The 25,818-nt window shown below is 29.3% G+C and carries 25 protein-coding genes and 1 pseudogene; 7 read left to right on the forward strand and 19 right to left on the reverse strand.

The window, feature by feature from the left end; genetic code table 11:
• Positions 1-288: 288 nt before the first annotated feature.
• From B2W91_RS01450 to B2W91_RS01485, 8 genes are all read right to left on the reverse strand, one after another.
• Positions 289-1,755, reverse strand: a complete 1,467-nt coding sequence (locus tag B2W91_RS01450) for a polysaccharide deacetylase family protein (protein WP_291578480.1) — start codon at positions 1,753-1,755, stop codon at positions 289-291.
• A gap of 791 nt (positions 1,756-2,546) precedes the next feature.
• Complete coding sequence (locus tag B2W91_RS01455; protein ID WP_291578481.1) at positions 2,547-3,005, reverse strand: GNAT family N-acetyltransferase; 459 nt, start codon at positions 3,003-3,005, stop codon at positions 2,547-2,549.
• A 197-nt stretch (positions 3,006-3,202) separates the two neighbouring features.
• A complete protein-coding gene (locus tag B2W91_RS01460; protein WP_291578482.1) occupies positions 3,203-4,453 on the reverse strand; it encodes a VWA domain-containing protein in 1,251 nt (416 codons plus the stop codon).
• A 5-nt stretch (positions 4,454-4,458) separates the two neighbouring features.
• Complete coding sequence (locus B2W91_RS01465) at positions 4,459-4,866, reverse strand: transporter (protein ID WP_291578483.1); 408 nt, start codon at positions 4,864-4,866, stop codon at positions 4,459-4,461.
• A 442-nt stretch (positions 4,867-5,308) separates the two neighbouring features.
• Entirely contained in the window at positions 5,309-6,682 is a 1,374-nt protein-coding gene (locus tag B2W91_RS01470; RefSeq protein ID WP_291578484.1) for a Na+/H+ antiporter NhaC family protein, read from the reverse strand.
• Between the two features lie 23 nt (positions 6,683-6,705).
• Positions 6,706-7,761, reverse strand: a complete 1,056-nt coding sequence (locus B2W91_RS01475) for a uroporphyrinogen decarboxylase family protein (protein ID WP_414633094.1) — start codon at positions 7,759-7,761, stop codon at positions 6,706-6,708.
• Between the two features lie 535 nt (positions 7,762-8,296).
• On the reverse strand, positions 8,297-10,177 hold the full coding sequence (gene htpG, locus B2W91_RS01480) for a molecular chaperone HtpG (RefSeq protein ID WP_291578486.1): 1,881 nt from the start codon (positions 10,175-10,177) through the stop codon (positions 8,297-8,299).
• A gap of 635 nt (positions 10,178-10,812) precedes the next feature.
• Positions 10,813-11,259, reverse strand: a complete 447-nt coding sequence (locus B2W91_RS01485; protein WP_291578487.1) for an RrF2 family transcriptional regulator — start codon at positions 11,257-11,259, stop codon at positions 10,813-10,815.
• A gap of 200 nt (positions 11,260-11,459) precedes the next feature.
• On the opposite strand from B2W91_RS01485, the gene B2W91_RS01490 reads away from it, so the two are divergent.
• The 4 genes from B2W91_RS01490 to B2W91_RS01505 are packed head-to-tail and all read left to right on the forward strand — an operon-like array spanning position 11,460 to position 14,393.
• A complete protein-coding gene (locus B2W91_RS01490; protein ID WP_291578488.1) occupies positions 11,460-12,119 on the forward strand; it encodes an amino acid ABC transporter permease in 660 nt (219 codons plus the stop codon).
• Positions 12,100-12,777 carry an amino acid ABC transporter permease gene (locus B2W91_RS01495; RefSeq protein WP_291578489.1) on the forward strand — a complete coding sequence of 226 codons (678 nt, stop codon included), beginning with the start codon at positions 12,100-12,102 and terminating at the stop codon, positions 12,775-12,777. Before B2W91_RS01490 ends, B2W91_RS01495 begins: the two co-directional genes overlap by 20 nt.
• Before the next feature lie 12 nt (positions 12,778-12,789).
• Positions 12,790-13,548, forward strand: coding sequence for an amino acid ABC transporter ATP-binding protein (locus tag B2W91_RS01500; protein WP_291578490.1), 759 nt, complete (start codon positions 12,790-12,792; stop codon positions 13,546-13,548).
• Complete coding sequence (locus B2W91_RS01505; RefSeq protein WP_291578491.1) at positions 13,548-14,393, forward strand: cysteine ABC transporter substrate-binding protein; 846 nt, start codon at positions 13,548-13,550, stop codon at positions 14,391-14,393. The genes B2W91_RS01500 and B2W91_RS01505 overlap by 1 nt, the downstream gene beginning before the upstream one ends.
• A 346-nt stretch (positions 14,394-14,739) precedes the next feature.
• Here B2W91_RS01505 and B2W91_RS01510 read toward each other — a convergent pair whose 3' ends face one another.
• Positions 14,740-15,282 (reverse strand): hypothetical protein, encoded by a 543-nt coding sequence (locus B2W91_RS01510; protein ID WP_291578492.1) that lies wholly within the window; start codon positions 15,280-15,282, stop codon positions 14,740-14,742.
• Between the two features lie 257 nt (positions 15,283-15,539).
• Here B2W91_RS01510 and B2W91_RS01515 point away from each other — a divergent pair, with 257 nt between their 5' ends.
• A complete protein-coding gene (locus tag B2W91_RS01515; protein ID WP_291578493.1) occupies positions 15,540-15,860 on the forward strand; it encodes a hypothetical protein in 321 nt (106 codons plus the stop codon).
• A 135-nt stretch (positions 15,861-15,995) separates the two neighbouring features.
• Here the strand turns inward: B2W91_RS01515 and B2W91_RS01520 are convergent, their stop codons facing one another.
• Positions 15,996-16,556, reverse strand: coding sequence for a nitroreductase family protein (locus B2W91_RS01520; protein ID WP_291578494.1), 561 nt, complete (start codon positions 16,554-16,556; stop codon positions 15,996-15,998).
• A 550-nt stretch (positions 16,557-17,106) separates the two neighbouring features.
• Here B2W91_RS01520 and ucpA point away from each other — a divergent pair.
• Positions 17,107-17,898 carry an SDR family oxidoreductase UcpA gene (ucpA, locus tag B2W91_RS01525; RefSeq protein WP_291578495.1) on the forward strand — a complete coding sequence of 264 codons (792 nt, stop codon included), beginning with the start codon at positions 17,107-17,109 and terminating at the stop codon, positions 17,896-17,898.
• Positions 17,899-18,230: 332 nt separating this feature from the next.
• On the opposite strand, the gene B2W91_RS01530 is transcribed toward ucpA, so the two are convergent.
• The 3 genes and pseudogenes from B2W91_RS01530 to B2W91_RS01540 form a co-directional block, all read right to left on the reverse strand.
• Positions 18,231-19,109 (reverse strand): PLP-dependent cysteine synthase family protein, encoded by an 879-nt coding sequence (locus B2W91_RS01530; RefSeq protein ID WP_291578506.1) that lies wholly within the window; start codon positions 19,107-19,109, stop codon positions 18,231-18,233.
• A 13-nt stretch (positions 19,110-19,122) separates the two neighbouring features.
• Positions 19,123-19,575: an S-ribosylhomocysteine lyase gene (locus B2W91_RS01535; protein WP_291578496.1), complete on the reverse strand. Its 453-nt coding sequence runs from the start codon at positions 19,573-19,575 to the stop codon at positions 19,123-19,125.
• Between the two features lies 1 nt (position 19,576).
• Positions 19,577-19,861, reverse strand: a pseudogene (locus tag B2W91_RS01540) (PLP-dependent transferase); the annotation flags it as partial.
• Positions 19,862-20,017: 156 nt separating this feature from the next.
• On the opposite strand from B2W91_RS01540, the gene B2W91_RS01545 reads away from it, so the two are divergent.
• The gene (locus B2W91_RS01545) at positions 20,018-20,884 is read left to right on the forward strand and encodes a ComEC/Rec2 family competence protein (protein WP_291578497.1); all 867 of its coding nucleotides are present in this window, start codon (positions 20,018-20,020) and stop codon (positions 20,882-20,884) included.
• A 195-nt stretch (positions 20,885-21,079) separates the two neighbouring features.
• Here the strand turns inward: B2W91_RS01545 and B2W91_RS01550 are convergent, their stop codons facing one another.
• From B2W91_RS01550 to B2W91_RS01575, 6 genes are all read right to left on the reverse strand, one after another.
• The gene (locus B2W91_RS01550) at positions 21,080-21,439 is read right to left on the reverse strand and encodes a VOC family protein (protein WP_291578498.1); all 360 of its coding nucleotides are present in this window, start codon (positions 21,437-21,439) and stop codon (positions 21,080-21,082) included.
• 401 nt (positions 21,440-21,840) lie between these two features.
• A complete protein-coding gene (locus B2W91_RS01555) occupies positions 21,841-22,755 on the reverse strand; it encodes a LysR family transcriptional regulator (protein ID WP_291578499.1) in 915 nt (304 codons plus the stop codon).
• A gap of 301 nt (positions 22,756-23,056) precedes the next feature.
• On the reverse strand, positions 23,057-24,040 hold the full coding sequence (locus B2W91_RS01560) for a permease prefix domain 1-containing protein (RefSeq protein ID WP_291578500.1): 984 nt from the start codon (positions 24,038-24,040) through the stop codon (positions 23,057-23,059).
• Positions 24,027-24,371 carry a PadR family transcriptional regulator gene (locus tag B2W91_RS01565; RefSeq protein WP_291578501.1) on the reverse strand — a complete coding sequence of 115 codons (345 nt, stop codon included), beginning with the start codon at positions 24,369-24,371 and terminating at the stop codon, positions 24,027-24,029. Before B2W91_RS01565 ends, B2W91_RS01560 begins: the two co-directional genes overlap by 14 nt.
• Before the next feature lie 313 nt (positions 24,372-24,684).
• The gene (locus B2W91_RS01570) at positions 24,685-25,236 is read right to left on the reverse strand and encodes a DUF6512 family protein (RefSeq protein WP_291578502.1); all 552 of its coding nucleotides are present in this window, start codon (positions 25,234-25,236) and stop codon (positions 24,685-24,687) included.
• 168 nt (positions 25,237-25,404) lie between these two features.
• Positions 25,405-25,818 (reverse strand): hypothetical protein (locus B2W91_RS01575; protein ID WP_291578504.1); only part of this gene is annotated, 414 nt, incomplete at its 5' end.

Consider the following 25,818-nt stretch of genomic DNA (forward strand, 5'->3'; position numbering starts at 1 on the left):
CCCCTGAGGTGCAGTATAGCTCGGAACAATCTTAGTGATTTTGCACTAAAATTATGGAGATAAGCAATATAATTACTAGTTATGTGGCGAACACTGTTCGCCGCTACTATTAATCAATTCTAAATTTCTCAGTGATAACTGAGAAATATCCACAATTGTGAATTGTGAACCGTGAATTGTGAATTCAATAGCTTCAGCTATGATGCAAAAAAAATCAATTATTTTCACATATATATTAAATTTGGAACTGGTATATCTATATATATCAACTTAATCTATTTTTATATCTTATTTATTCATAAGTTCAGATATTGTAGCAAAAGAGTACCCCATACTTTTTAACTTCTCAATTATAACCGGTAGTGATTCCACAGTACTAATCTCATCTTGAAGATGAAGTAAGATCACACTTCCTTTATCTGTATTTTCAAGAATAAAACTTACAATATCCTCTGCACTATTCTTTACATCCCAATCATGTGGACTTACATCAAATAGAGAAATTGTTTTATATCCACAATCTGCTATTATTTTAGCTGTTGCATCATTAATTTCTCCAGTAGGAGGTCTAAAGAACATCTTTGGCTGCTCTTGGATTGCTTCAGTAAGCACTTGATGGCATTTTACAACCTCATACTGTAAATTTTCAGGTGTTATATTTGTTATTACCGGATGACTATAGGTGTGATTAGCAACATCATGCCCTGCTTCGGCAATAGCTTTTGCTAAATTTGGGTTCTTCTCAACTCCATTGCCTCTTAAGAAAAATGTAGCTTTAATATTATATTTATCTAAAATATCTAATATTTTTGTTATTGTAATATCTCTGCCCCAATCATCAAAGGTGATGGCAATTTCTTTTCTATCTGTATTTACCTTATATACAATGTCGTATTGACTTTCTCCAATCTTTTCATTTATTTTAGCTGCATCATATCCTTTTATAGATTGAAGCGGTTTTCTCTCATAGCTACCTTCAAGTAATTTACTTAAAGGCACTAGTTTGTATCCTACATCATCAACGGCTTTTGCAATTAATGAAATTGACTGAATAACCGCTGGATTTTTATCAGCATTTAAAGCTATTATCCCTCCACGAGTAATATATTTTTCTATATAATCACCAATCTCTTTTGCACTTTTCATATCCCAGTCCTTAGGATTAATACTGTAGGCAACAACAGCTTCCAATTCATTCTGTGCAGCAGCTAAACATACATCATCATTGTAGCTTCCAGACTTAGTTCTCAGATACTTTGGACTTACTCCTGTTTCTTTTTTAATTATTTCATTAGTTTTCTGTATTTCTTTATATATATTTTGATAACTCAACTCAGTTAAATCCACTCTATTTAGAGTATTATTTTCAATTTCATGCCCTCTTTTTAATATGTCTTTAGCAATTTCCGGTTCCTCTGCTACTCTCATTCCTGGAAGAAAAAACACTGCCTTTATTTGAAACTTGTCCAGTTCATCAAGAAGTTGTTTCATCATCTTTTCATCACCCATACCACTAAAAGTAAGAGTGAGCTCTTTTTTCGTAGTATATACATAAGAAATAGCTTTACTTTTTTCCCCGTCATATTTAACTATATTATCATTTGCTTCTATCTTAGATGTAGGAACGTCCTTTTCTTTGGAATCTTTCCTCGATAAATCAGTACTACATCCAGCTAAATATAATAAAAATAACATGATTATGGCACTGAGTGTGACTAATTTCACTTTGTTTTTTTTACCTTTTATATCTTCCATTATCATCTCACCTTTTATAAAGAGTTTTAGCTAATAGTAATAATTATTACTATTATATAAACCTATTCCCTTTCATTTAAATTCATTACTTTATATATAATTATTTTTTCCCGCATAAATAATTACGTAAGAATGATTAGTTTAGTCCATATTATTTATAATAAAAAAACTTTAACATAATATAGTAAACTTTCATTGAGAATAGCTAAATAATCAATGCAGATACATATATGCTAAAGCTTTCTAAAACAAATACTACCATAACAATTAAAAAATTTAAAGATTTTTTTCCTGTAAATTTCATCCTAAATTCTTCACTCTTAATTATTGTTCCTTAATTTCTTATGAAAAAGGATACATCTTAATTTAAGATGTATCCTTTAAATTATGAAGATAATTAGTCTTTTTTATTTTTCATGTATGTAACAATATAATTAATTCTCTTAATATAATTAGTTATCTATTTCAGAGCAAAATTGACCAAATTTCCGTTCTGATAAGCTTATAGAACTAGTCTTTACTACTCTTCAAGTTGTTCTTTAGAAACAGCTTCTTTCTTTTTACTTCTGTATATGTTAAAAATACCATATGTAAAAAATATTAGAGTTTATCTATCAAAACCTATAGTAATATTTAAAATTTTCTTAATGGTTGTCCACTGTGAAAAAGAAAATAACTATTGTTCTCTCTTTTTTAATTGGCTATGTTTTAAAATAGTGTTGAAAATGAATGAATTTTTAAAGAAAGCACTTTACCTTCCCTTAACTCGCTTTTAAGAAAAATACGAAGTATTATCTATGTCCTTCTAATCGTGCCTTTGTAAACCCCATATATGTCAATGTCGAACTTTCAGATATTTGAGAAATCTCGAATCCACATTTTTTATAAAAATCATAATTCTCAGGAGTTGTATGTGCCCACCAATTTCCATGAGGTAACTTTTGTAAGCACAGGTTTACTAGTCTTTTACCGATGCCTTTTCCTCTATATTCCTCTTTAATAGCAAGGTCTTGAATAGTAGCAGTCATAACTCTATCTGATACAACTCTTACCATTGCTATCATGTCTTCCTTATCCCACACAGTGAAAACCCATGATGAATTTTTAAAGCAGATTTCGTACTTTTCATCTTGCCATTGTGGTTGATTTGAAGCCACCCAACCAACCTCAGTGTACAATTTTTTAATCATATCCGATTTAAGCCCATCAGCACCTTCTCTAATGACCAAGCCCTTGTAATATTGATACATAATATCCCCATCCTCGAAAATTTGTTATATCATTAAGTCATAATTTACAATTGTGTATTAAATTATAGTTGATATATGCTCTAATTATAATATTAATTTCCAAGTAATGTATATACTTGTACAAATATTGGCTTTCTTTAGAATCTGCTATTCTTGTATAAGCATGGACTACATTACTATGATTTTTAATTTCTAAGTTATCTTCTAATAATTCCTTTATTTTTTGCTTCAGATAACCAGCTTGGAAATTCCTTTAACAGACGATCATACAAATCGCCATCTGAAACTTTATTAAAATCATCTAGAGCAAAAAAACTAGCATTATCCACAACTCTACCTTTAATTGTATCCAAATGCTTTAATATTCCATATCCAAAACCACTTACGCCGACAAATTGCCAGAATATAGGATAGCTTGATGATTCCACCACTAAACGTTCAATTTCTGTTTTAGCGCCTACTCCTCCATCGGTAATAAATATAATATAGGCTGGTGTAGAACTATTACGGTATTCTTCAATAATTTCTCTCATAACAGCAGGCTCATAATTCCCGCCTCCAAGAGATAGCATTAAAGGTTTATAATCTACTGGAACTGCATTATAATAGTTGAACATAGTAACGTTGTCCATCCTCCTTGGAGTGGTTCCATAATACCAAAAATCCAACTCTTCATTATCATCAAATTGTATGGCTAAAGGCAATATTTTATTAACAATTGATTGAACCGTTCTATTTTTATATGCCCTATTCATTGATCCAGATATATCAAGTATAAGTGCTACCTTTGCAACTATATCAGGAACTTTATTTTTTTCTAATGCTAATTTTAGTGGCTTAGCCAAGTTTACAAGTTGTGGAGCATTTTTCTCTAACTTTTTCTCTAATGAAATTTTTGAAGCTTGGATAACTGGCACTGGTTCCAATACTATCGGATGCGCAGGCTCATCATCTTTCTCCTCTACCCCACCATATTCTTCTAATAGTTTGGAAAGGCCACCATTAAAGCCATTTGCCACAGCATTCATTCGCCATTCATTTTTATTATATATCTCAATAGCGATAATTGCTTTTTGATCTTTAAAATTACTGCCTGTCAAATTTAATTCTAAATCTTCCTGTTGAAATTGGGATAGCTTAATGTTAGCTTGATGAATCATCCCCATAGTTCCATCGCCATCAATACTAATTGTGAACACAAGCTTAACAACCTCAGAAGGTAATTTAGACAAATTTACATTAAATGTAGTTCCATTCATGCAAATTGCATCATCTGGCGACTTTAGTTGATTATAAAAAATCATGTACATATCATCATATAGTTGATCATTTTTATCCACAGCGAAACAACTAATATCATATTCTGATGGTCCAGCGATATTAAAATCAATCTTAATAGGTGTGTGAATATCTCCTAATTTTGTACGATAACCTCTTTGTATAAACATTGTAATCAAATCCTTCCAATCTCATTAGTTTTACTTATGTATCTTTTCTTATTAATAATATCAATTAATATATAAGCAATACAGATAACACCATCATTCATATGATAAATTCTTTCATCCTCTTGATCCATAACTTCATCATTGGAAAAATGATTGTGTTTTTCATCTAAGTTTTTAATAATATCATTAGATTTTTTTATAGCTTTCTTTAACCACTTTTTAGCTCCTCTTATATCTCTGTTATCTGTGTTTTTAAGAAAGCTCACAAAATAACTCATTAATTCTTTATGTCCATCATTATGATCAAGCATCCATTTGTTATTTAATTCATCCTCTTCTTTCAACATATTGCTTTCTTCTTGATGTATAACCTCAAGCCTTCTGCATTGTTCAATTATATAATTCTTATTCAAGCTATCACCGTCTTTTCCATTAAGTTTACTCTAGCTATTTGTATTGTTAAATAGCTGAAGAAAATAATTCATATCATTCTCTAACTATACTTGCAATTATTCATTATGCATAAAAGCATCCTTATCATTTATTTTCAAATTCTTATAAAATAGTATAATTATAAACCGCTTCTTAGGATATACTTCTACATATTACTTATATTTCCTTTTAAATTTTGACAAAATAAAACACCAGATACTAATATACTAGTGACATATCCTTGTGAGATTATTCCATACAATTATTAATAAAATAGCTAGTCAAAATTAGTACTTCTAATTTCGACTAGCTATAGCTATCATCTATAAAACTTCTTATCAATCATATACTAAGCTCAATCCCATTAATTAAGCTTATATTTATTGTTTTTTCTTAGCCAAAAATTTACTGTGCAGTTTGACTTTATTCACTAGCAACCTCATCCATCGGTGTATTCTCTTCAAAATTCCAAGAGTTTTTTATTAAATATCTATTTCCAAAAGGAGTGAATATTGATAGAATCGCAAATACAGCCAATATCATACAATACCATACATAAGGCACTATTTGAACAGGACTTATCAGTCCATTAGTAAAGCTTGCTGTTATCAATAATTGAGCACCATAAGGTATTAATCCTTGCATTATACATGAAAAAGTATCTAAAAGAGATGCGGTTTTTCTTGGATCTATTTTATATTCTTTAGATAGTTCCTTTGCTAATTGGCCATTAACAATTATAGAAACTGTATTATTAGCTGTAGCTGCATCTGTAAGAGCTACCAATGTACTTATGCCTAATTGAGCAGATTTTTCACCTTTTATTTTTCTTCTTACTTTATATAATAACCAATCAAGCCCTCCAGCATTTGACACCATATTAGCTAGTCCACCGGTTAGTAAAGATAATAAGAAAATATCAAACATTCCTTCAAAACCTGCATATATTTCTTGGGATAATCCTAATAGTGTAAAGCTTTCATAATAAATACCAATAGCTCCTGATAAGATAATTCCGCCGGTTAAAACTACTAATACATTCATTCCTGTTAAAGCAGCAACCAATACAAATATATATGGAACTATTTTAATTATATTAAAGGTATATTCTTGAATTTCTGGAGTGTTAATAGGTTTTCCAAATATCAACAGAAGAACTATGGTAACTAAAGCTGCCGGTACTACAAATCCCATATTAGCTCTAAATTTATCTTTCATAGATACTCCCTGAGTTTTTGTAGCAGCTATAGTTGTATCGGATATTATAGACAAGTTATCTCCAAACATAGCTCCTCCCACTAATGCACCTAATGCTAAAGGTAAGCTTAACCCTGCCTTTTCAACTAATTCAACAGCTATAGGAGCTACAGCTACAATGGTACCTACTGAGGTTCCTGTTGAAATGGAAATAAATGCAGCTATTATAAATATCCCCACTATAATAAAATTAGTTGGTATTAAAGTAAGCCCTAGATTTACTGTAGATTCAACACCACCCATGGTGCTAGAAACTGTTGAAAAAGCTCCTGCTAATAAGTATATAATACACATGGTAATTATATTTTCATCACCACATCCTTTGATGAATATGTCAAATTTATCATCTATAGAACCTTTTGTTAAAATAAAAGCAAATATTATTCCTATAATAACTGCTATTGGAGCTGGAAATTGATAAAATGCCATTTCAACTCCCCTAGCTTGTAATATAATACCTGAAAATAAATATGCGAATACAAAAATTGCAAAAGGTAATAAGGCCACTCCATTACCTTTTTTTTCATTGAGATTGTTCATTTTAATATCCTCCTTGTTTTTTATTAATCTTTCATCAATAAATCCGAATCTATTGGATATTTACCATAGGTTTTAGCTGCTTCCATGAACATTTCAATTTTTTCAATTGGAGTATTCATTGGGATCTGACAGCCTGTGCTTAAAATATAACCTTTTTTAGAATCATAACCTTTCTTAATGCATTCTTTTACTGATTTAAAAATATCTTCTCTAGTCCCTTTATGAATCACATCAACAGGTGGAACATTCCCTGTGATTATAACTCTATCTCCCATTACTTCCTTAGCCTCTTCTAAATCCTCTATATTATCTATACTGAAATTAGAAATTCCTGTGGAAACAACATCTTCCCAAATTTCCTTACTCTTTCCACATATATGTATACTAGGGGCACTACCAGTCTTCTCTTTTATCTTATTAACATTTTTCTGAAGATAAGGTAAAGAGAATTCCCTAAATTGTTTTGGACTTATAAGACTATTAGATGAAACCGGATCAGCAAAACCAATGGATAAACCTAATTTAGCTACTTCCTCTATATATCTGTTATTGGATTCTGCTACTATTTCCATTAAAGTATGAACTCTTTCAGGACATTTGATCATCCATTTCAACAAATTTTCTGTTCCTACTACAGAAGCTGCTACACTAAATGGACCAGACATTGCCGCGCCAACATCCACTTCCTTTATAAGCGCATCTCTAGTAAGTCTTAGAGCTTCGATCAAAATTGGTAGCTTACCATCTTTTAATGGATTAACAACTTTAAGAGATTCTATTTGATCTACAGATTTAATAGCTGGCTCCAATAAATAAGAAATACCATAGTCTGGATAAGCAACTTTAGATCCCATAGCTTCAGCAACCCCTCTAAGACTAGTAGAAATTCCAACACTATCATGATGTAGCCTTTTAAATAAGGCTATCTCTAAACCGGCCATAAGTTCAGCTGAATGATAATACTCTCTAGCTGTAACTCCAATAAAAGGTGCCATAGTAACTCCCATATCAGGAACGCAAATTATGCGGTCTATCTCCTCTCCTTTAGAAAAAGCATCCATCCTTTCTCTAGGAGTCATTTCTTCCTTTCTCAATTAAAGCACTTCCCTTCTAAAATATAAAGAAACTTTGATAGTTAGGCATCTGAAAGAAAATTACAAACCAAAAATGTTGGCATATTTTTCATTATACAAGCCGTCAGGTTCTGCTCATAGGGTGCTATGAGTAGGTTCTGACAACGTAGTATAATGGAAAATAGGCTAACATACTGGTCTATTATTTTTTTGAAGACGCCTTAACTAACACTAACTGATTATATACAATTTAATGTAATAAGTATAATAGATTTATCTTATAGAAAATACCTCTTCGATTTAATTACTGAATATTTGATTTTTTTACAAATCATATAAATGATAAAGCGTCATAATATGATATATTAATTGTAACAAATATTAATTATAACATTTATTTGTAAGCTAAATTAAGTTATATTATATTTCCATTATAAATTCATAGAAAATTAAAATTTAAAATCAATAAAAGCCTGAAAATTTGATATCAAATTTCAGGCTTTTATACTACATTTTTTTGAATTTTGTTATAAACAAGTAACTATTTCATTATTTTCCATATGTTATTTGTGAATTCTACAGGATCAGCTATAGTTAATCCTTCTATGAGTAATGCTTGATTATATAATAAATCTGTATATAATTTAAGCTTATCTTTATCACTGGCATAAGCTTCTTTTAATGACTTAAACACATCATGATTTGTATTTATTTCTAAAATTTTATCTGCTTTTATATTTTCATTGTTAGGCATAGCATTTAAAATTTTCTCCATTTCAATTGAAAGTTCACCATCATTTGATAGACATACTGGATGATTCTTTAATCTTTTTGATTCTCTAACATCTTTCACTTTATCTGATAAAATATCTTTCATATTTTCAAAGAGTTCTTTATTGTCCTTATCATCTGAACTAGCTGATTTTTCATTTTCTTCCATTTCTATACCTAGATCACCGCTTGATACAGATTTGAACTCTTTATCATTGTATTTCATCAGCATTCTTATAGCAAACTCATCTACGTCTTCTGTAAAGTATAATATTTCATATCCTTTATCTAATACAATTTCTGTTTGTGGCAATTTCTCAATTCTTTCATTTGATTCACCAGCAGCATAGTAAATGTATTTCTGATCTTCTGGCATTCTAGAAACATATTCAGCTAAAGTTACCATCTTTTTCTCTTTTGAAGAATAGAACATTAATAAATCTTGTAGGACATCTTTATTAGCTCCAAAATCACTATAAACACCATATTTTAATTGTGTTCCAAAGGATTTATAGAATTCTTCATATTTATCTCTCTCAATTTTTAATATGTTTTCTAACTCATTCTTTATTTTAGTTTTTATGTTTTTAGCAATAAGTTTTAATTGTCTATCATGTTGTAGTATCTCTCTAGATATGTTAAGAGATAAATCTTCTGAATCTACTATACCTTTAACAAATCCAAAATAATCAGGTAATAAATCTCCACACTTATTCATGATTAGGACACCATTTGAATATAATTCTAAACCTTTTTCATATTCTTTTGTATAGAAATCATATGGTGTTTTTTCTGGAATAAATAAAATTGCATTATAGCTTACAGCACCATCAACACTTGTATGAATATATTTTATTGGTTTATCAAATCCATAATGTTTTTCAGAATAAAAATTATCATAATCTTCTTTAGTAAGCTCGTTTTTATTCTTTCTCCATATAGGAACCATGCTATTTACAATCTGTTCCTCTAGATACTCTTCATACTCATTTTCAGTACCTTCTTTAAGTTTCTCTCTAGTTATGTCCATTTTTATCGGGTATCTAATAAAATCAGAGTATTTCTTAATTATAGATTGTAGTTTATATTCTTCTAAATACTCATCAAAGTTCTCATCTTCTGTGTTTTCTTTTATTTTAAGTATAATTTCTGTACCAATAGAATCTTTTTCACATGATTCAATAGTATATCCATCGATACCTTTAGATTCCCACTTGTAAGCTTCATCACTGCCAAAAGCTTTACTTATAACAGTAACAGTATCAGCTACTAAAAATGCAGAATAGAATCCTACTCCAAACTGACCAATTATGTCATATCCATCTTTTAATTCGTTTTCTTTTTTAAATTGTAAGGATCCACTTTTTGCTATAACCCCAAGATTATCATCAAGTTCTTCTTTTGTCATTCCAATACCAGTATCAGAAATTCTTACTGTCCTAGCTTTTTTATCAGAAGCTATCTTAATGTAATAATCATCTTTTTCAAAAGTCAAAGACTCGTCCATTAATGCCTTATAATAAATTTTATCAATTGCATCGCTGGCATTAGAAATAAGTTCCCTTAAAAAAATTTCCCTATGAGTATAAATTGAGTTAATCATAAGATCTAGAAGTCTCTTAGACTCTGCTTTAAATTGTTTTGTTTCCAAATTTAATCTCTCCCTTCACAATAAAAAATATATACAAATAAAAGTCTTTCATCCCGTTTTTAAAGAATGTGACCTTTCAGCTAATTATTATAAAATTTTGAAAACAAATTATGCTAGTATTTAAATTACTTTTTAAAAAATTAATTTAGTTATCATTAAGCACTCTGCTGTTTTCATATAATATGATTATTAGCACTCTTTCACATCGAGTGCTAACAGCTATTATTTTTATAACATATTTTACATGTTATGTCAATATTACTTACAAAGCTAATAAATACTTTTTATATAATTATAGAAGGAGAATGATAAAAGATAGACCTATTCTAAAGTCTATAATATGGACATTTATAATCTTTATTTTTCCGGTAACATCTGGAGTAATATCACAAGTGTTAGTGATGAGCATACTGTGAGAATCAGTTTATTCGCAACATTCTTAAAAGGCGAATTAAGAGAAGTCAAAATGACTTCCCTTAAAAATTTATACATTTTCAACATTGTTCTAAAACATAGTCTATTTTAAAATTTCATAGTGCATCCCTTATTTATCTCTAGTCCTTTTTAATAACAACAATAAATATAAACCATATTTTCTTTAGTTATTACTTTGTCTGAAGTGCTAACTTACATGGCTAAATAAAAAACATAAAATTATTATCTTCTCTTTGTTTTTCATATTCATTTGCTAATTCATATAATGTAATTTTTTTTAAACTTGTTTCAATTGTACTATCAAGTGGTTCAAAGACGAATGACTGCATAGCAGATTCTAGTGCTGATACTTTGTTCTCAACAGTTTCTTCTGTTTTTTCAAATAGTGAAGTTTCGATCGCTGACAAAACCTCAAATACGGTTATATATCTAGGCATTCGTGTCAATCTATATCCTCCCTGTGCACCCTTGATAGATGTAACTATTTCTGCTCTTTTTAATAATGAAAATGTCTGCTCTAAATAAATTTTTGATAAGCCTAGTGCTTCTGATATTTTCACAATTGTAATGTACTCTCCATTTTGATGAAGTTGTGCCATATAAATCACTGATGCCAAACCATAACGTCCTTTTGCTGATATTCTCACTATATTCACCCATTTCATAGTTGTTTAATATTATTTATATGTTACCTATAAATAATATTAAAGTCAATATCATACTAATCATATATGTATTATAAAAATCAATTTTGAAAACCTATTGACTTTCCACCTCTACAGAGCTACAATCTTAATCATATTAAACATATATGTATTATATACTTTAATTTTAGGAGGTGAGTTATATGGACATCGATTTTATTTTAAAAAACATTCCTCTTTACATAAAAGCTACACAATTAACCCTTACTTTAGCTTTTTGGGGTGTTCTGTTATCAGTATTTATTGGATTTATCTGTAGTTTAATCATTTATTACAAAGTTAAAGTTTTAAGACATATTGTTAGCGGTTATATTGAACTTTCACGAAATACCCCTCTTTTAATCCAACTATTCTTCCTTTATTATGGATTACCTAAGATGGGTATAAAGCTTGAATCCTATACCTGTGCTGTTATTAGCCTTGCCTTTCTAGGGGGAAGCTATATGTCTGAGGCATTTCGCAGTGGATTTGAAGCAGTAAGCAAAATTCAAATCGAATCTGGTCTTAGCATTGGACTTACTAATGCACAACTGATTAGATATGTAATATTGCCTCAAGCTTTTACAGTTTCAATACCTGCCTTAGGTGCTAATGCAATCTTTATACTAAAAGAAACATCAATTGTCAGTGCTATTGCCCTCGCTGATTTAATGTTTGTAACTAAAGATTTAATTGGAATGTATTATAAAACAACAGAAGCCCTAGTTATGCTTGTAGGAGCTTATTTGATTATTTTATTGCCATTGTCACTCCTACTTACCCTAATTGAAAGGAGAGTACGTTATGCAGAGCTTGGGAATTAATGTTTTTTTTCAGGGAACCAATTTATCTAGACTTTTTGGAGGACTATGGGTAACTACACGAATTGCACTTATTTCTATTTCTATTTCCTTAATATTTGGTGTTATTTTGGGAATTCTTATGACGTCTAATAATAAACTCATAAGATTCATACTAAGAATTTATCTAGAAGCAGTAAGAATTATTCCTATACTAGTATGGTTGTTTCTTTTTTACTTTGGGATTACTAAAGCATTGAACATTCATTTAGATGGTGAGTTTGTTTCTATACTTGTGTTCACTCTATGGGGAAGTGCTGAGATGGGTGATATCGTGCGTGGAGCCATTACCTCACTTCCAAAACATCAAAAGGAAAGTGGTAAAGCAATTGGGCTTACTGATGCTCAAATTTACTTTTATATTATTATTCCACAAGCATTACGTCGTCTAATTCCTGCGGCTATTAATCTTGCTACTCGTATGATAAAGACAACATCTTTAGTGGTGCTTATTGGAGTTGTTGAAGTCCTAAAAGTAGGTCAGCAAATAATAGAAGCATCAATTATTAAAAATCCATCAGCATCATTTTGGGTTTATGGATTTATATTTTTTCTATATTTTATAATTTGCTATCCTATATCTCTTTTCTCAAAAACATTAGAAAAAAAGTGGCAGAACTAAGGAGGTGATGTTATGACATCCCAAAATGAATTATTGGAAATCCAAAACTTAAATAAACAATATGATGGTGCAAAGGTATTATCTGATATTTCTTTTAATGTTCATAAAGGAGAAGTTGTTGTTATTTTAGGCCCATCTGGTTGTGGTAAAAGTACCCTATTACGATGCATTAATGGACTAGAAGAAATTCAATCAGGTCAAATTAAATTAGATGGTCAAGTAATTAATAAAGATAGTACAAAATGGCATTCAATTAGAGAGAGAATCGGAATGGTCTTTCAAAACTACGACTTATTCCCTCATATGACTATAATGGATAACATTTTGCTTGGACCCTTAAAGGCGCAAAAAAGGGACAAGTCTGAGGTAACTAATCAAGCATTAAAATTATTAGAGAGAGTTGGATTGCTAGATAAAAAAGATGTATACCCTAGGCAGCTTTCAGGTGGACAGAAACAAAGAATAGCTATTGTAAGATCTCTTTGTATGAATCCAGAAATCATGCTATTTGATGAAGTAACTGCATCATTAGATCCAGAAATGGTCCGCGAGATACTTGATGTCATGCTAGAACTTGCTAAAGAAGGCATGACAATGATCATCGTTACTCATGAAATGGAGTTTGCAAAAGCTGTAGCTAATCGGATTATATTTATCGATAAAGGAAAAATTACAGAAGAATCCACTGCAGAAGACTTTTTTAATAACCCTAAAACAGAACGTGCAAAAGGATTCTTAAATATATTTAATTTTGAAAGAGGTGCACTATAATGAAAAAATCTAATAAAATATTATACATATTATCTACTCTTATTCTTATAATGGGTATATTAGCTGGTTGCTCAAACTCTAATACTGCAACTGGAATTGAGCAAATTAAGAAAAATGACAAAGTCAGAATTGGTGTATTTAGTGACAAACCACCCTTTGGTTATGTAGATTCTAATGGAGAAAATCAAGGTTTTGATGTGTACATTGCAAAACGTTTTGCAAAAGATTTACTTGGTGATGAAAATAAAGTTGAATTTGTATTAGTTGAAGCTGCAAGCAGAGTTGAATATCTTGAATCTAATAAAGTTGATATTCTTCTTGCTAATTTTACTGTAACTGATGAAAGAAAAGAAAAAGTTGATTTTGCTAATCCTTATATGAAAGTATCACTAGGTATTGTTTCTCCTGATGGAGCTCCTATAACTAATGTAGATCAATTAAAGGATAAAAAACTTATTGTAAATAAGGGTACAACTGCTGAAGCATATTTCACAAAAAATTATCCAGACATTGAATTATTAAAATATGAACAAAACACTGAAGCATTTCAAGCTTTAAAAGATGGTCGTGGTGCTGCACTTGCTCATGACAATACACTACTATTTTCTTGGGCAAAAGAAAATAAAGGTTATACAACAAGCATTACTAGTCTTGGAAACCAAGATACAATTGCGCCTGCTGTAAAAAAAGGTAATACAGAACTTCTTAACTGGATTAATGATGAATTAACAAAGCTTGGAGAAGAAAACTTTATTCAAAAAGCTTATGACGAAACTTTACTTCCTGCCTACGGAAAAGACGTTGATTCTAAAGAAGTTATCATTGAAGGTGGTAAACTTCAATAATTTCTCTAATGCATAAGATGCTCCCTACTTCTAAGGAGCATCTTTTTTTATTTCACTTTATTTTATAATATGCTATATATAGTTATACAACTTAAAAATGTAAAATATACTCTAAAAAATAGCTTAATCTCTTAAAAATTAAGAATTAAGAATTAATAGTTAAGAATGAAGAATTTAGGATNNTTCTTAAAATAAAATTTATTCTAAAAAACTCCAAAGGTTCTAACTGCGGAGTTTTAACCATAATTCTTCATCTTTAATTCTTAATTTTTAATTCATAAAAAAATTTTTGTTATAAAAACTAGAACCATTTATAAGCTAAAATTTTATTAACTAATCCAATATATTATGCCTCCCACAAACACCCTTTGTGAATATTCCATGTATCATTTTCATATAAGATTATACTATTATCGTATCCAATTGCCCCTTTTGGACCGCGCCATCTAGTAATAGAATATTTAAATCCCTTACCACTTGGTTCATTGCTCACTTTATCAATTTTAATTAAAACTCCATCTTTAAATCCTTCTTCGTTTATATATCCCTCTTCTTTTAATTGTTTTTTGTTTTTTAACTTTATTTCACTTGAATAATCTTTTGAAAGTCGTTCCAATAATATCTTCCTATCTTCTTCATTGAGATTTGTAGCTTGTTCTAAATCTAAGGCAATTACTTTCAATATATCATCTTTCGGTGGATAAATATCATGAATAATTGTAATATATCCTTCTACAATATCTCCTTCTATGATATCGATTTCTGACTGTTTTGAGGCACATGAAACTAAAAATAATATGAAAAATATACAAAATAGCAGTAAAAAAGAAGTCCCTCTTCTTTGACATTTTTTATTTTTACTTATAAAATTTCTTAACCATTTTTTCATCATCTACACCTCTTTCATACCTTCTGTAAGGGACAGTTCATAATTATATTTTATAAGATTATATTGTTTAGTGAAAGTAAAAATGAGCCGTCCCTTAAATTTGCTACTTCAACAAAGTAAGTGATAGCAGTTCACGTAGCTTTAAATGAAATAAATAGATAAATTATTTGTCGAATTTTTTTCAAGATTTATTCATTAAAATTGTGCCATCCTCCTTACAAACGAATACTATGATATTAGAAAGGGGTTGGTAAAAAATGGTACCAGAAAACAATAATTATTACAGAGACTCACAAAGTCTACGTGATAGATGTAGAATGCTTTTAGGCTTTCACGTTATTATAACAATGGCAGATGGAAGTATGTTTGACGGAATTATTGACGATGTAGATATGGATGGCTTTACTATGTTGGTTGGTGAAGATATGATGGAAGACGATCCAGATCCAGATCCAGATCAATATCGACAATTCAGACCTCGCCGTGGTAGAAGAAGATTCAGACGATTTAGACGTAGAAGATTTCCATTTGCTTCTATAGCTGCATTATCTTTATTACCATTTCCATTCTTTTTTTAATTAGTAAGAAATACTTAACCAAATGGAAATATCAGAAAACTAAAAAAACCGTTCCTTAAAATTTAAGATACATTCTAAAAAATAAGATTGATTTACATATTCGTAAGTCAATCTTATCTTAAAAACTTTCATATTCTATTTTATATAAGTAATAGTGTTTTCCCTTCTTGCAGGTGCATTAGTTACAGTATTTCTCTTATAGCCAAATGATACTGCATGTATCTGCCTAAATCCTTCTGGTATTTTAAGTTCATCAATAAAATCTTTTCCTTCATCACTATTTATTAAGTATTCAATGAATCCAATCCAACATGAACCAATTCCTAAAGATTCTCCTGCTATTAACATATTCTCTACTGCCGCTGCAGAATCAATTGAAGCATATTTATTACCTATTTCTCCAGAAACTAATATTACTGTTGGCGAGTTATAAAACACATGAAATTTCTCATTACTTCCAAATTTTCTCATATAATCGTTATCGGATTTTTTAGCAAATTCTTTAAAGCTATAACTTAATCTATCTATCAGATCTTTATTTTGAACTACTGTAAAATGCCAAGGCTGCTTATTTGTAGCACTAGGTGCATAAATCCCAGCTTCTAATATAGCATTTAGTTCTGATTCTTTAATTTGTTCTGGTAAAAAACCTCTAGTACTTCTCCTATTTCTTATAGTTTTTAAAATTTCGTTCATAATTAGTCCTCCCTACTTAATATACTTTTATTTATATGTTTTTAATGAAAATTTAATTTATACATGANNTTAATTTCCATAATAAAAATTTTTTCTACAAATGAAAATTTAACAATTTAAGAAATTTACACTTAATAAATTTTGTTCTAAACTCTTCATTTTTAATTATTAATCCTTAATTTTTATTGTATACTTATAATTTCATTTTTAATATATGTTATACTATACATTTATTATAATTAATATGATATAAGCTTTAAAGTATGCACTTTTAAGTAAGATACTATACAAAAGGAGAGAAATAGAATCTATGCCTGTTCAAGATAAAAATAATCATATATGTCCAATAGAATATACCCTAAGTACCATTGGAGGTAAGTGGAAAATACTTATACTATATCATATAAGTATAGGTAAGATTATGAGGTAATGAACTATCCCAAAATAAAGTTGAGTTTGACGCAAAGTAATGTTTTTAATAAAATGTAAAATATATGTATAAACTGCTTATATTCTAAGCAAAATATTTTAATATTTACGGGGGAGAATTATGAGAAAATTAGAAGGTAAAGTAGCACTTATAACTGGTGCTTCTAAAGGAATTGGTGAAGGAATTGCAAAGGTATATGCAAAGCATGGTGCAAAAGTTATTTTAATTGCAAGGTCTTCTTCAGTAGAAGCCTTAGCAGAATCATTGAATAAAGAGGGCTTTGAAGCATTAGCCATAAAAGCTGACGTATCAAATATGGACAGCATTAATAAGGCAGTAAAAAAGGCCACTGATAAGTTTGGAAAAATAGATGTACTTGTAAATAATGCTGGTGTATGTAAACTAGGCAAATTTTTAGACATGTCAGATGAAGACAGAGATTTCCATATAGATATAAATATTAAAGGCGTATGGAATGTTACAAAGGCTGTTCTACCATTAATGGTAAAAGAAAAATATGGTAAGATAGTCATAATGTCCTCTGTTACAGGAGACATAGTAGCTGACCCTTTAGAAACTGCTTATGCTACTACCAAAGCTGCCTTAATCGGATTCACTAAATCTTTAGCAAGAGAAGTAGCGGAGCATAATATAACTGTTAATGCTATTTGTCCAGGATATGTTAGCACTCCAATGGCTCAAAGTATCGCAGTTCAATCTAATTCTGAAAATCCTGATGCTGTTATTAATGGAATTGCAGATGCTGTTCCATTAAAAAGATTAGCAGAGCCTGAAGAAGTAGGAGAACTTGCTGCCTTTTTAGGATCTGATGAATCTTCTTACATTACAGGAACACAGATAGTTATAGATGGTGGAAGCACTCTTCCTGAGACAGTTAGTGTCGGAGTATAAAAATTTTAATTTCATTTTGGAAAGTTTTGGAAGAAAAATTTAAAATTTAATAGTTTAAAACTAAATTCCTATATTTTTATATAATATTAAATATCAAACACTAAAATATGTGCTTGACCTTTATAAGCATGTTATTAAAATTAGCATTTAAGTAGTACTTAATTTTAATGTATTGTAGCTTTTTACGTCAAGCACATATTTTTATAGCATTTGCAATTTGTAATTTATATAAAAGTTAGTTTTAAAAATATCTCCAAAATGGATCATTTAACTTTAAAATCTCTATACCAGTTTCAAATTATAAATTATAACTTTACCATCATTCATATTAACTAATAAATATTTTTACTGAAATACCGATCTCCTCTATCAGGGAGAACAGTAATTATATTACCTCTATCAATTTGATTAGCCAGTTTTAAGGAAGCAGCAACAGCAGCCCCAGAAGAACTTCCAACAATAAACCCTTCTTTTAGAGCTAGAACCTTAACCATTTCATAAGCTTCCTCATCAGTAACTTTTATAACCTGATCCACTAAACTCATATCCATAGTGTTAGGTATGAAGTTATTACCAATACCTTCAATATCGTAGCAATCTTCCCTTCCACCACCCATAGTAGAGCCCTCAGGGTCAGCTAAAATTCCTTTAATATTTAAATTTTTTTCCTTAAGAAATTTAGTAACTCCTGTAAAAGTTCCTCCACTACCAGCTCCACAGACAAAATAATCTATTTTCCCATCCATAGCTTCATATATTTCTGGACCAGTGGTTTCATAATGAGCAAATGGATTCGATTTATTTTCAAATTGCCTTAAACTTATTGAATTTTCTATAGTCTTCAGCAATTCCTCGGCTTTTTCAACGGCACCTAACATACCAGCTTTTCTAGGTGTATTTATTATGGTAGCTCCTAGTGCTCTCATCAATGCCTGTTTTTCAACTGAAAATTTTTCTGGAACTACAAAGATTATATTATAATCACTATTTATTGCAGCGAGAGCCACACCAATTCCAGTATTGCCAGCAGTAGCCTCAACTATTGTATACCCTGGTCTTAGCCTTCCTTCTTTTTCAGCCTGCTTAATCATGTACACTCCTATTCTGTCCTTAACACTTCCACCTGGATTATAATTTTCAAGCTTTGCAAAAATGCTAACTCTAGGCTTAATGTCTAAATTGTTAAACTTTATAATAGGGGTATTACCTATAAGCTCTTTGACACTATCTAAATATTTTACTGCTAATGCCCTTCTTTAAAACATGTTTTGCGTATTCCTTTGCTGAAAATAGAGAGTGATCTCTATAATTTCCACATTGTACTGTATTAGTTGCAGGAACTTCTTCTGTTTCTATAACTTTATTTAATGCGTAATTTAATGCCTCAATAACAGTATTAACTTCAACTTCTCCCCAAGCTATCATATAAAATCCTGTTCTGCATCCCATTGGAGAAATGTCAATGATATTATCCATCTTTTCTCTCATATACCCTGCTAGTAGATGCTCTAGGGTATGCACTGCTGCTGTTGGCAGTTCTTCCTCATTAGGTTGTAAAAATCTTAAATCAAACTTAGAGATTGTATCTCCCTTTTGTCCTTGTTGAGTTCCACATTTTCTTACGAAAGGTGCCTTAACTTTTGTGTGATCTAATAAAAAGCTTTCTACTTTAACCATTTTATCTACTCTCCTTTAATGCATTTTCTAAATCTTTTATTAAATCTTCAGGATTTTCTATTCCTATAGATAATCTTATAAGATTATCTACAATACCAATCTTTTGTCTTAGTTCATAAGGTATGGAACCATGGGTCATAGAAGCAGGGTGGCAAACTAAAGACTCAACCCCTCCTAAACTTTCTCCAAAGGTTATCATTTCAAGATTTTCAAGGAATTTTTTATAATCATAACCTTCTTTAAGAACAAAGGATAACATTCCACCATAACCTTTAGCCTGTCTTGATGGTGCTTATAAAGCTATAATTAGTATCTATCAAGTGCTATTATGAAAAACATAAAAATTAAAACAAAAAGTATAAAAATAAACTCATTATAATTAACTTATGCTAAAATGTAAGCATTATAGAAAATTTAAATAATGATAAAATAACAGGAAGGGATGAATATATTGAAAAAACATCGTTTTATTTTAGTTTATCTACTGCTAATTTTTTCTCTTTTATTTACTAGTTGCCATTCCACCCCTCAACATCCAACTTCCAAAAGAGGGCTGTCAGCCACATTTTATCCAGTAGGCAAAGGTGACTGTATTCTCTTGCAATGTGAAGGCGAGGCTATGTTAATTGATGCAGGCTATTCTAAAAATACTGATGATATACTTTCTTATCTTTCTGAGCAAAATATAAAAAGCCTTTCTGCCATTATTGCAACTCATCCTGATAAAGATCATATCGGTGGGATATCAGATGTTATTTCTAGTGGAATAGATATAGGCACTCTATATAAAACAGACGTAGTAAAAAATAATTCCGATGACTATTTTGCAATGCTTTCAGCTATAGAAAATTACAATATTCATGTAGAGAATCCTAAACCAGGAAGCCATTTTTTGCTAGGTAGTGCCAAAGTTACCTTTCTTGCACCTTTATCAAATGATTATAATGATGTAAACAATACGTCAATTGTAGTAAAGGTAGATTATGCTGGAAAATCAATGTTGTTTACCGGCGATATTTTAAATGACGCAGAAAATGATTTATTATATGCAACAATAGATTTATCCTCCGACATACTAAAAGTAGCATATCATGGTCGTTCCGGTTCTTCATCTAAAAAGTTTCTTGAAATGGTAAATCCTAAGTATGCTGTTATTACCTGTGATGAAAATAATGGCAATGCTCCTTCAACGAAAGTTCTAGATAGGTTAAAAAAATTAAATGCAACTGTCTTACGAACCGATACGGATGGCATCATTATTATTACCGTTACTCCTAACGGTGAAATTGTTTTAGTAAAGGATACATAGTTTAGTCAATGGAGAATTGAGAATGGACAATTATGGTGGAAATTAGTTTTAATCAAACTAATTTCTTTAATAGATTTTTTAATATATTATTAAGTTGAAAATTGAAATTAATAGTTCTGTTTTAAACAGATATTAATAATAGTAGTAAATGGACAAGTGCAGACTTGTCTATTTTTTATTAATTAATGCTATATATTATTTTCTTTGGATAATAGGCGTTGTTATTTCAATATGATTACCTTCACTATCCTCAAACTCTGCTACCCAATTATCCCAAATCTTTGTCAGTGGAAATACTATTTTTAATTTAGATAATTTACTTCTTAAAACATCTATATCATTGACTTCTAAACTTGGCAAACAGTTATTACCAAATGTATGATGTTCATTCATTTCTTGATAAGCAAATAATCCCAAACGAAATCCATTAATATCGAACACACTATAGATATCATTACGAATAGTAACAGTTTGCTCCAACAATTCTTCATAAAAAGCAATTGCTCTATTCATATCAAGCACACAAAGATAAATGGATTTAATATTGCAATCCATTAAAATTCCTCCTTTAAATGAATATTACTTAAATTTTAGGTGTTTCATAGTATAAGACAATTATGCATTGATTTATATATTAATTTTATTATACATAACTTGTGTATATAACATAAAAAATATTAAAGTAGCATGAGCATTATTATTATAGATAGTATTATTTACAAAATAAAAGGCATAAAATTAAGATGTAAATCTGAATTTCATGCCTTTTTTTATTTTCTATTTATCTACAATTTAGCAGGAATATCCTCTTTTAGTATGAAGTTCTGCACTTAATATTTCTTCTTTCCTATCAAGAATCTCATTCGCTGATATTGCCTTTGAAACTTCTCCAAATCCAATTCTTTATATTAAAATTAACTAAAAGCAGCATAAAATCTTCATAAGAAAAGGCTGAGCTAGAGCATTTCTTTTCCTAGTTCAGCCTTACTACATTCCTTTTTACAAAAATCAATAAAATTCTTTATGAATTCCATATTTGAATTCTTTAAATATATAAAATTAAATTCTCTTTTTATTGTTAAATTTTTAATTGGTAATATCTTAATCTTTCTACTTATTACTGAAGACTTTAATGCCTCGCGAGATACTACTGTAGCCCCTAATCCCGATTCTACAAGAGATATGATTGCAGTTATATCCCCAATTTCCATATAGGGAATAATTTTCTTAGGATCATATCCCTGCTCAGCTATATAATCTTCGAAAACCTTTCTCGTACCAGATCCTCTTTCTCTCAATATAAGCTTTTCCATAAGAACCTCTTCAATAGTTATACTTCTTCTTTTAGCCAATTGATGTTTTCTTGAAACTGCAAATACAAGTTCATCATCTTTGAACTTTTCATAAATAACTTTATTTTTATCAAAAGGACCTTCGATAACTCCTAAAATAATTTCTCCACTAAACAGCTTTTGAATTATAGTTTCTGTATTTTCAACCTGAAGTATTATATCTATATTTTTATTATTCATTTTATAATTGCCTATAATAGGAGGTAGTACGTATCCTCCAATGGTAAGAGTAGCACCTACATCATATCTTTTTATAGTAGAAGCCTCATTAGTTATTAGATTTTTAGCCAGCTTACTTATTTTATCCACCTCTAATGCATGTTTATACAATATATTGCCTGCCCTAGTAAGCTCCATAGTCTTATGCTTTTTTTCTATTAACTTTACATTGTAATATTCTTCCAAAAGCTTTATATGATGAGAAATTGCAGGCTGAGTCATATTTAATATATTAGCAGCTCTTGTAAAGTTTTTTGTATTAGCCACAGTTATAAATGTTTCAAGTTTTATATCAATCACAACTTACATTCATTCCTTCCTATTTCATATAAGTAAGCATTAAAAATCTCTAATTTTTCTAATTTCATATTTCTTCTTTGCCACTGCATTGAAAGTATATAAAATAAATTTAGGTACATGAAGCTAAATAATAAGTCAAATATATTAGCATACTGACTTTTTTATTTTTTCATGTACCTTATATTTACTATAGCATTAATCAATTTTCCTGCTTTCTTTGAATTTATATAAAAATAATTATATTTTTCATTATCTATTTAACATAAAAATGTTTTATATAAAGACAAAGCATATAGTAGAATTATTTTTCATTCTCTCCCTTTATTATAGTGTATGCACCACTAAATGCTCCGAAAAGCACACCAACAATAGGAAATACAATCCAGCAAATGTTCCATGCACCAAATACAAACCCGCCAATTAAGAATATTGCAGTAGTAAGTGGCCATACAACCGCTCCAACAGCACCAATTAATTTATTATTCTCTTTACTTTTCTTAGAATATTCTTCAATTTGTAAAAGTATGCTATAACTACTGTTTATATTTCCAACTCTTACAAACATAAATACAGCAATTGCTACCATTACTAATAATATAACTACTCCATAACTAGATAATTTATATTCATTTCCTTTTATTGAAGACAAAATAATTGATGGCGCAGGTGATAATACGCAAAGAATAACACCAATAATAATATTCATAGTGAAAGTTGATGAGAATTCTTCTTTTCTTTGTTGAACTTTGTTTTTCACATGGTATGGAATACTAAAATCCCCTTCTAAATACTTGTACTTTTCAAGCTTAGTACCAGAATAGATAAATAGCCCGACAGCAATAGCAATTAAAAGAAGTAGTGATACAATACTAATTGCATTGAAAATCCCCTCATAAATTCCTATTATAGACATATTGTTTGTTACAAGCCCTTCAATAAAAATTAATGCTGCTGGTGCTAAAATACATAAAAATACTCCTATAGCAATCATATTTCCATACTTTTCTTTATCAACCATAAACCTTTCTGCTTCTTCCATAGAAATTGTTCTAATATTATTTGCTTCCTTTGTAGTATCAATGCCAAATTCCTCAATCAGTTCATCAATATTACCGAATTCTGAGATTACAATACCAATGGCTTCATTTTCTGTCTTTCCACTTTTTTTAAGCTCATTATATTTATCTTCCATATTATATAACAGCTCTTTTTTTAGCTTCATAGTTTCAGCGTTCTTCGGCAAACTTGCAAAGATGTTATCTAAATAATTTTTAATTGTCTCCACTTTCATTCATCTCCTTAATAAATTTACTCATTACTTCTTTTATAACCTTCCACTCCTCACATTTATCCTTATAATGCTCACGGCCCTTTGAGGTGATTCTGTAATAGGTTCTCCTCTTTCCAAAAGTCTCATCTCCATAAAAAGACTCTATATATCCATTGTTCTCTAATCTAGTAAATGCAGAGTATAATGTTGTTTCCTTGATGATATACTTTTCTTCTGAAAGCTTTTTTATTGTTTTAGATATCTCATAACCATAGGATTCTTTATCTAAGAGTGTAAAAAGAATAATTGTATCATTATACCCTCTGATGACATCACTACTTATCAAATGTATTCTCCCTTCTTTCTATAAACGCCCTAATATATTTTATAGATATATCAGCTTTAAAATTAATAAATTTAAAAATAATTTAATATACCTTATGCAACTACTACATCTATCGTACTTTATCTGTCGTAGTAGTTCGCCTATATCATATTTACTACGACAGATAAAGTACTTTTTTCATATTTTCTAAATTTGTTTGTTTTATAATACCTTTTGCATGCTTTTACTTTAAAAATAAAAAACTAAGAGTTTCCCCTTAGTTATATTATGATTTAAATATTGTTTGTTATTTTTATCAAATAATAAATTTGCTCTATTTAATTATTCCATATTGACCTGTTATACCATCTCTAAAAATTGGTAAATCAGGTGGATAAAATGTAAATATCATAAAAATTAAAATTAGAAATATAAAAATATACATAGAAATATGTGAATTTATACCTTTAGAATATTTATAGAAATGAAATGCTAATAATTGGCCAAATAAAATACTTACAAGTAATATAATAATATCTACAATTAATATCTCAACTCCAAATGCCTGAGTGTAAAAATAATATAGCATTGGAGTTATTATAATAGATGTTGCTAATGCTATCAAAGCACTAGTAAACCATTTGTTTTTATCAATATTATGTTCTTTACTCTTTACTAAATAATAAATTCCCCACCAACAGATTACAGGTAAAAGTATCATTTTTAAATGTTCCCAAATACTTTCATTTACAGGAGAAATAAGAGCAATTATTACATTTTTTCCACTAAAATCATAAAAAAAGTGCATAAAACTACCAATTAAGAAAAGAAAGGGAATACCTTTAAGAATCCATTTTTGTGCCGCTGATAATGATTTATATATCATAAAATACCTCTATTACATAATAATATTTCATTAATTTATATGATAGATGTATTTTATTTATTCCTTTTTTCACTAAAATCACATAATATTTATTTACATTGATTTAAAATAACTCCCTAGATAATCAATAAAGATATAAAAAAATAATATTGAAAACTAATATGATATTTATTTATGACTTCCATATTTTATTGACTTAAATAAAACCCAAAAGATATCTAATATAGTTATTATTAATATAATAATAATACATCCGTTTAATAATTTATCCCAGTTCATTATAGGGAAGTTTTGTATATCCAATAAATTTGATATTTCAGTTATAAAATTTGAATTCCAAATCTTTGGATTTAATAAGAAAATAATTAATACCGCTGTAGATGTTACACTTAAAATTGAATAAATTACAGCTGATTTTATGGTCCATTTACCAGCAATAAGTTTTGTGAGCTCCTTAGATATTCCTAATATAAATAAGATAATTATAATAAAACCTAAACTTATTATTCCCTCTAAATTAAAAATAGGAATCATTCTTATCTTATCATTAATAGTTATATATGCTCCTAAATGTTGCGGCAT

Origin of the sequence: Clostridium sp. UBA6640, from assembly GCF_002455975.1 — a bacterium.
Classification (GTDB): Bacteria; Bacillota; Clostridia; order Clostridiales; family Clostridiaceae; genus Clostridium_J.

Bases quoted from the DNA above. Each gene is read 5' to 3' on its own strand.
- B2W91_RS01450 (WP_291578480.1), bottom strand. From the start codon at position 1,755: ATGGAAGATATAAAAGGTAAAAAAAACAAAGTGAAATTAGTCACACTC.
- B2W91_RS01455 (WP_291578481.1), bottom strand. From the start codon at position 3,005: ATGTATCAATATTACAAGGGCTTGGTCATTAGAGAAGGTGCTGATGGG.
- B2W91_RS01460 (WP_291578482.1), bottom strand. From the start codon at position 4,453: ATGTTTATACAAAGAGGTTATCGTACAAAATTAGGAGATATTCACACA.
- B2W91_RS01470 (WP_291578484.1), bottom strand. From the start codon at position 6,682: ATGAACAATCTCAATGAAAAAAAAGGTAATGGAGTGGCCTTATTACCT.
- B2W91_RS01475 (WP_414633094.1), bottom strand. From the start codon at position 7,761: ATGACTCCTAGAGAAAGGATGGATGCTTTTTCTAAAGGAGAGGAGATA.
- B2W91_RS01490 (WP_291578488.1), top strand. From the start codon at position 11,460: ATGGACATCGATTTTATTTTAAAAAACATTCCTCTTTACATAAAAGCT.
- B2W91_RS01495 (WP_291578489.1), top strand. From the start codon at position 12,100: ATGCAGAGCTTGGGAATTAATGTTTTTTTTCAGGGAACCAATTTATCT.
- B2W91_RS01500 (WP_291578490.1), top strand. From the start codon at position 12,790: ATGACATCCCAAAATGAATTATTGGAAATCCAAAACTTAAATAAACAA.
- B2W91_RS01505 (WP_291578491.1), top strand. From the start codon at position 13,548: ATGAAAAAATCTAATAAAATATTATACATATTATCTACTCTTATTCTT.
- B2W91_RS01510 (WP_291578492.1), bottom strand. From the start codon at position 15,282: ATGAAAAAATGGTTAAGAAATTTTATAAGTAAAAATAAAAAATGTCAA.
- B2W91_RS01515 (WP_291578493.1), top strand. From the start codon at position 15,540: ATGGTACCAGAAAACAATAATTATTACAGAGACTCACAAAGTCTACGT.
- B2W91_RS01520 (WP_291578494.1), bottom strand. From the start codon at position 16,556: ATGAACGAAATTTTAAAAACTATAAGAAATAGGAGAAGTACTAGAGGT.
- ucpA (WP_291578495.1), top strand. From the start codon at position 17,107: ATGAGAAAATTAGAAGGTAAAGTAGCACTTATAACTGGTGCTTCTAAA.
- B2W91_RS01535 (WP_291578496.1), bottom strand. From the start codon at position 19,575: ATGGTTAAAGTAGAAAGCTTTTTATTAGATCACACAAAAGTTAAGGCA.
- B2W91_RS01545 (WP_291578497.1), top strand. From the start codon at position 20,018: ATGAATATATTGAAAAAACATCGTTTTATTTTAGTTTATCTACTGCTA.
- B2W91_RS01550 (WP_291578498.1), bottom strand. From the start codon at position 21,439: ATGGATTGCAATATTAAATCCATTTATCTTTGTGTGCTTGATATGAAT.
- B2W91_RS01570 (WP_291578502.1), bottom strand. From the start codon at position 25,236: ATGATATATAAATCATTATCAGCGGCACAAAAATGGATTCTTAAAGGT.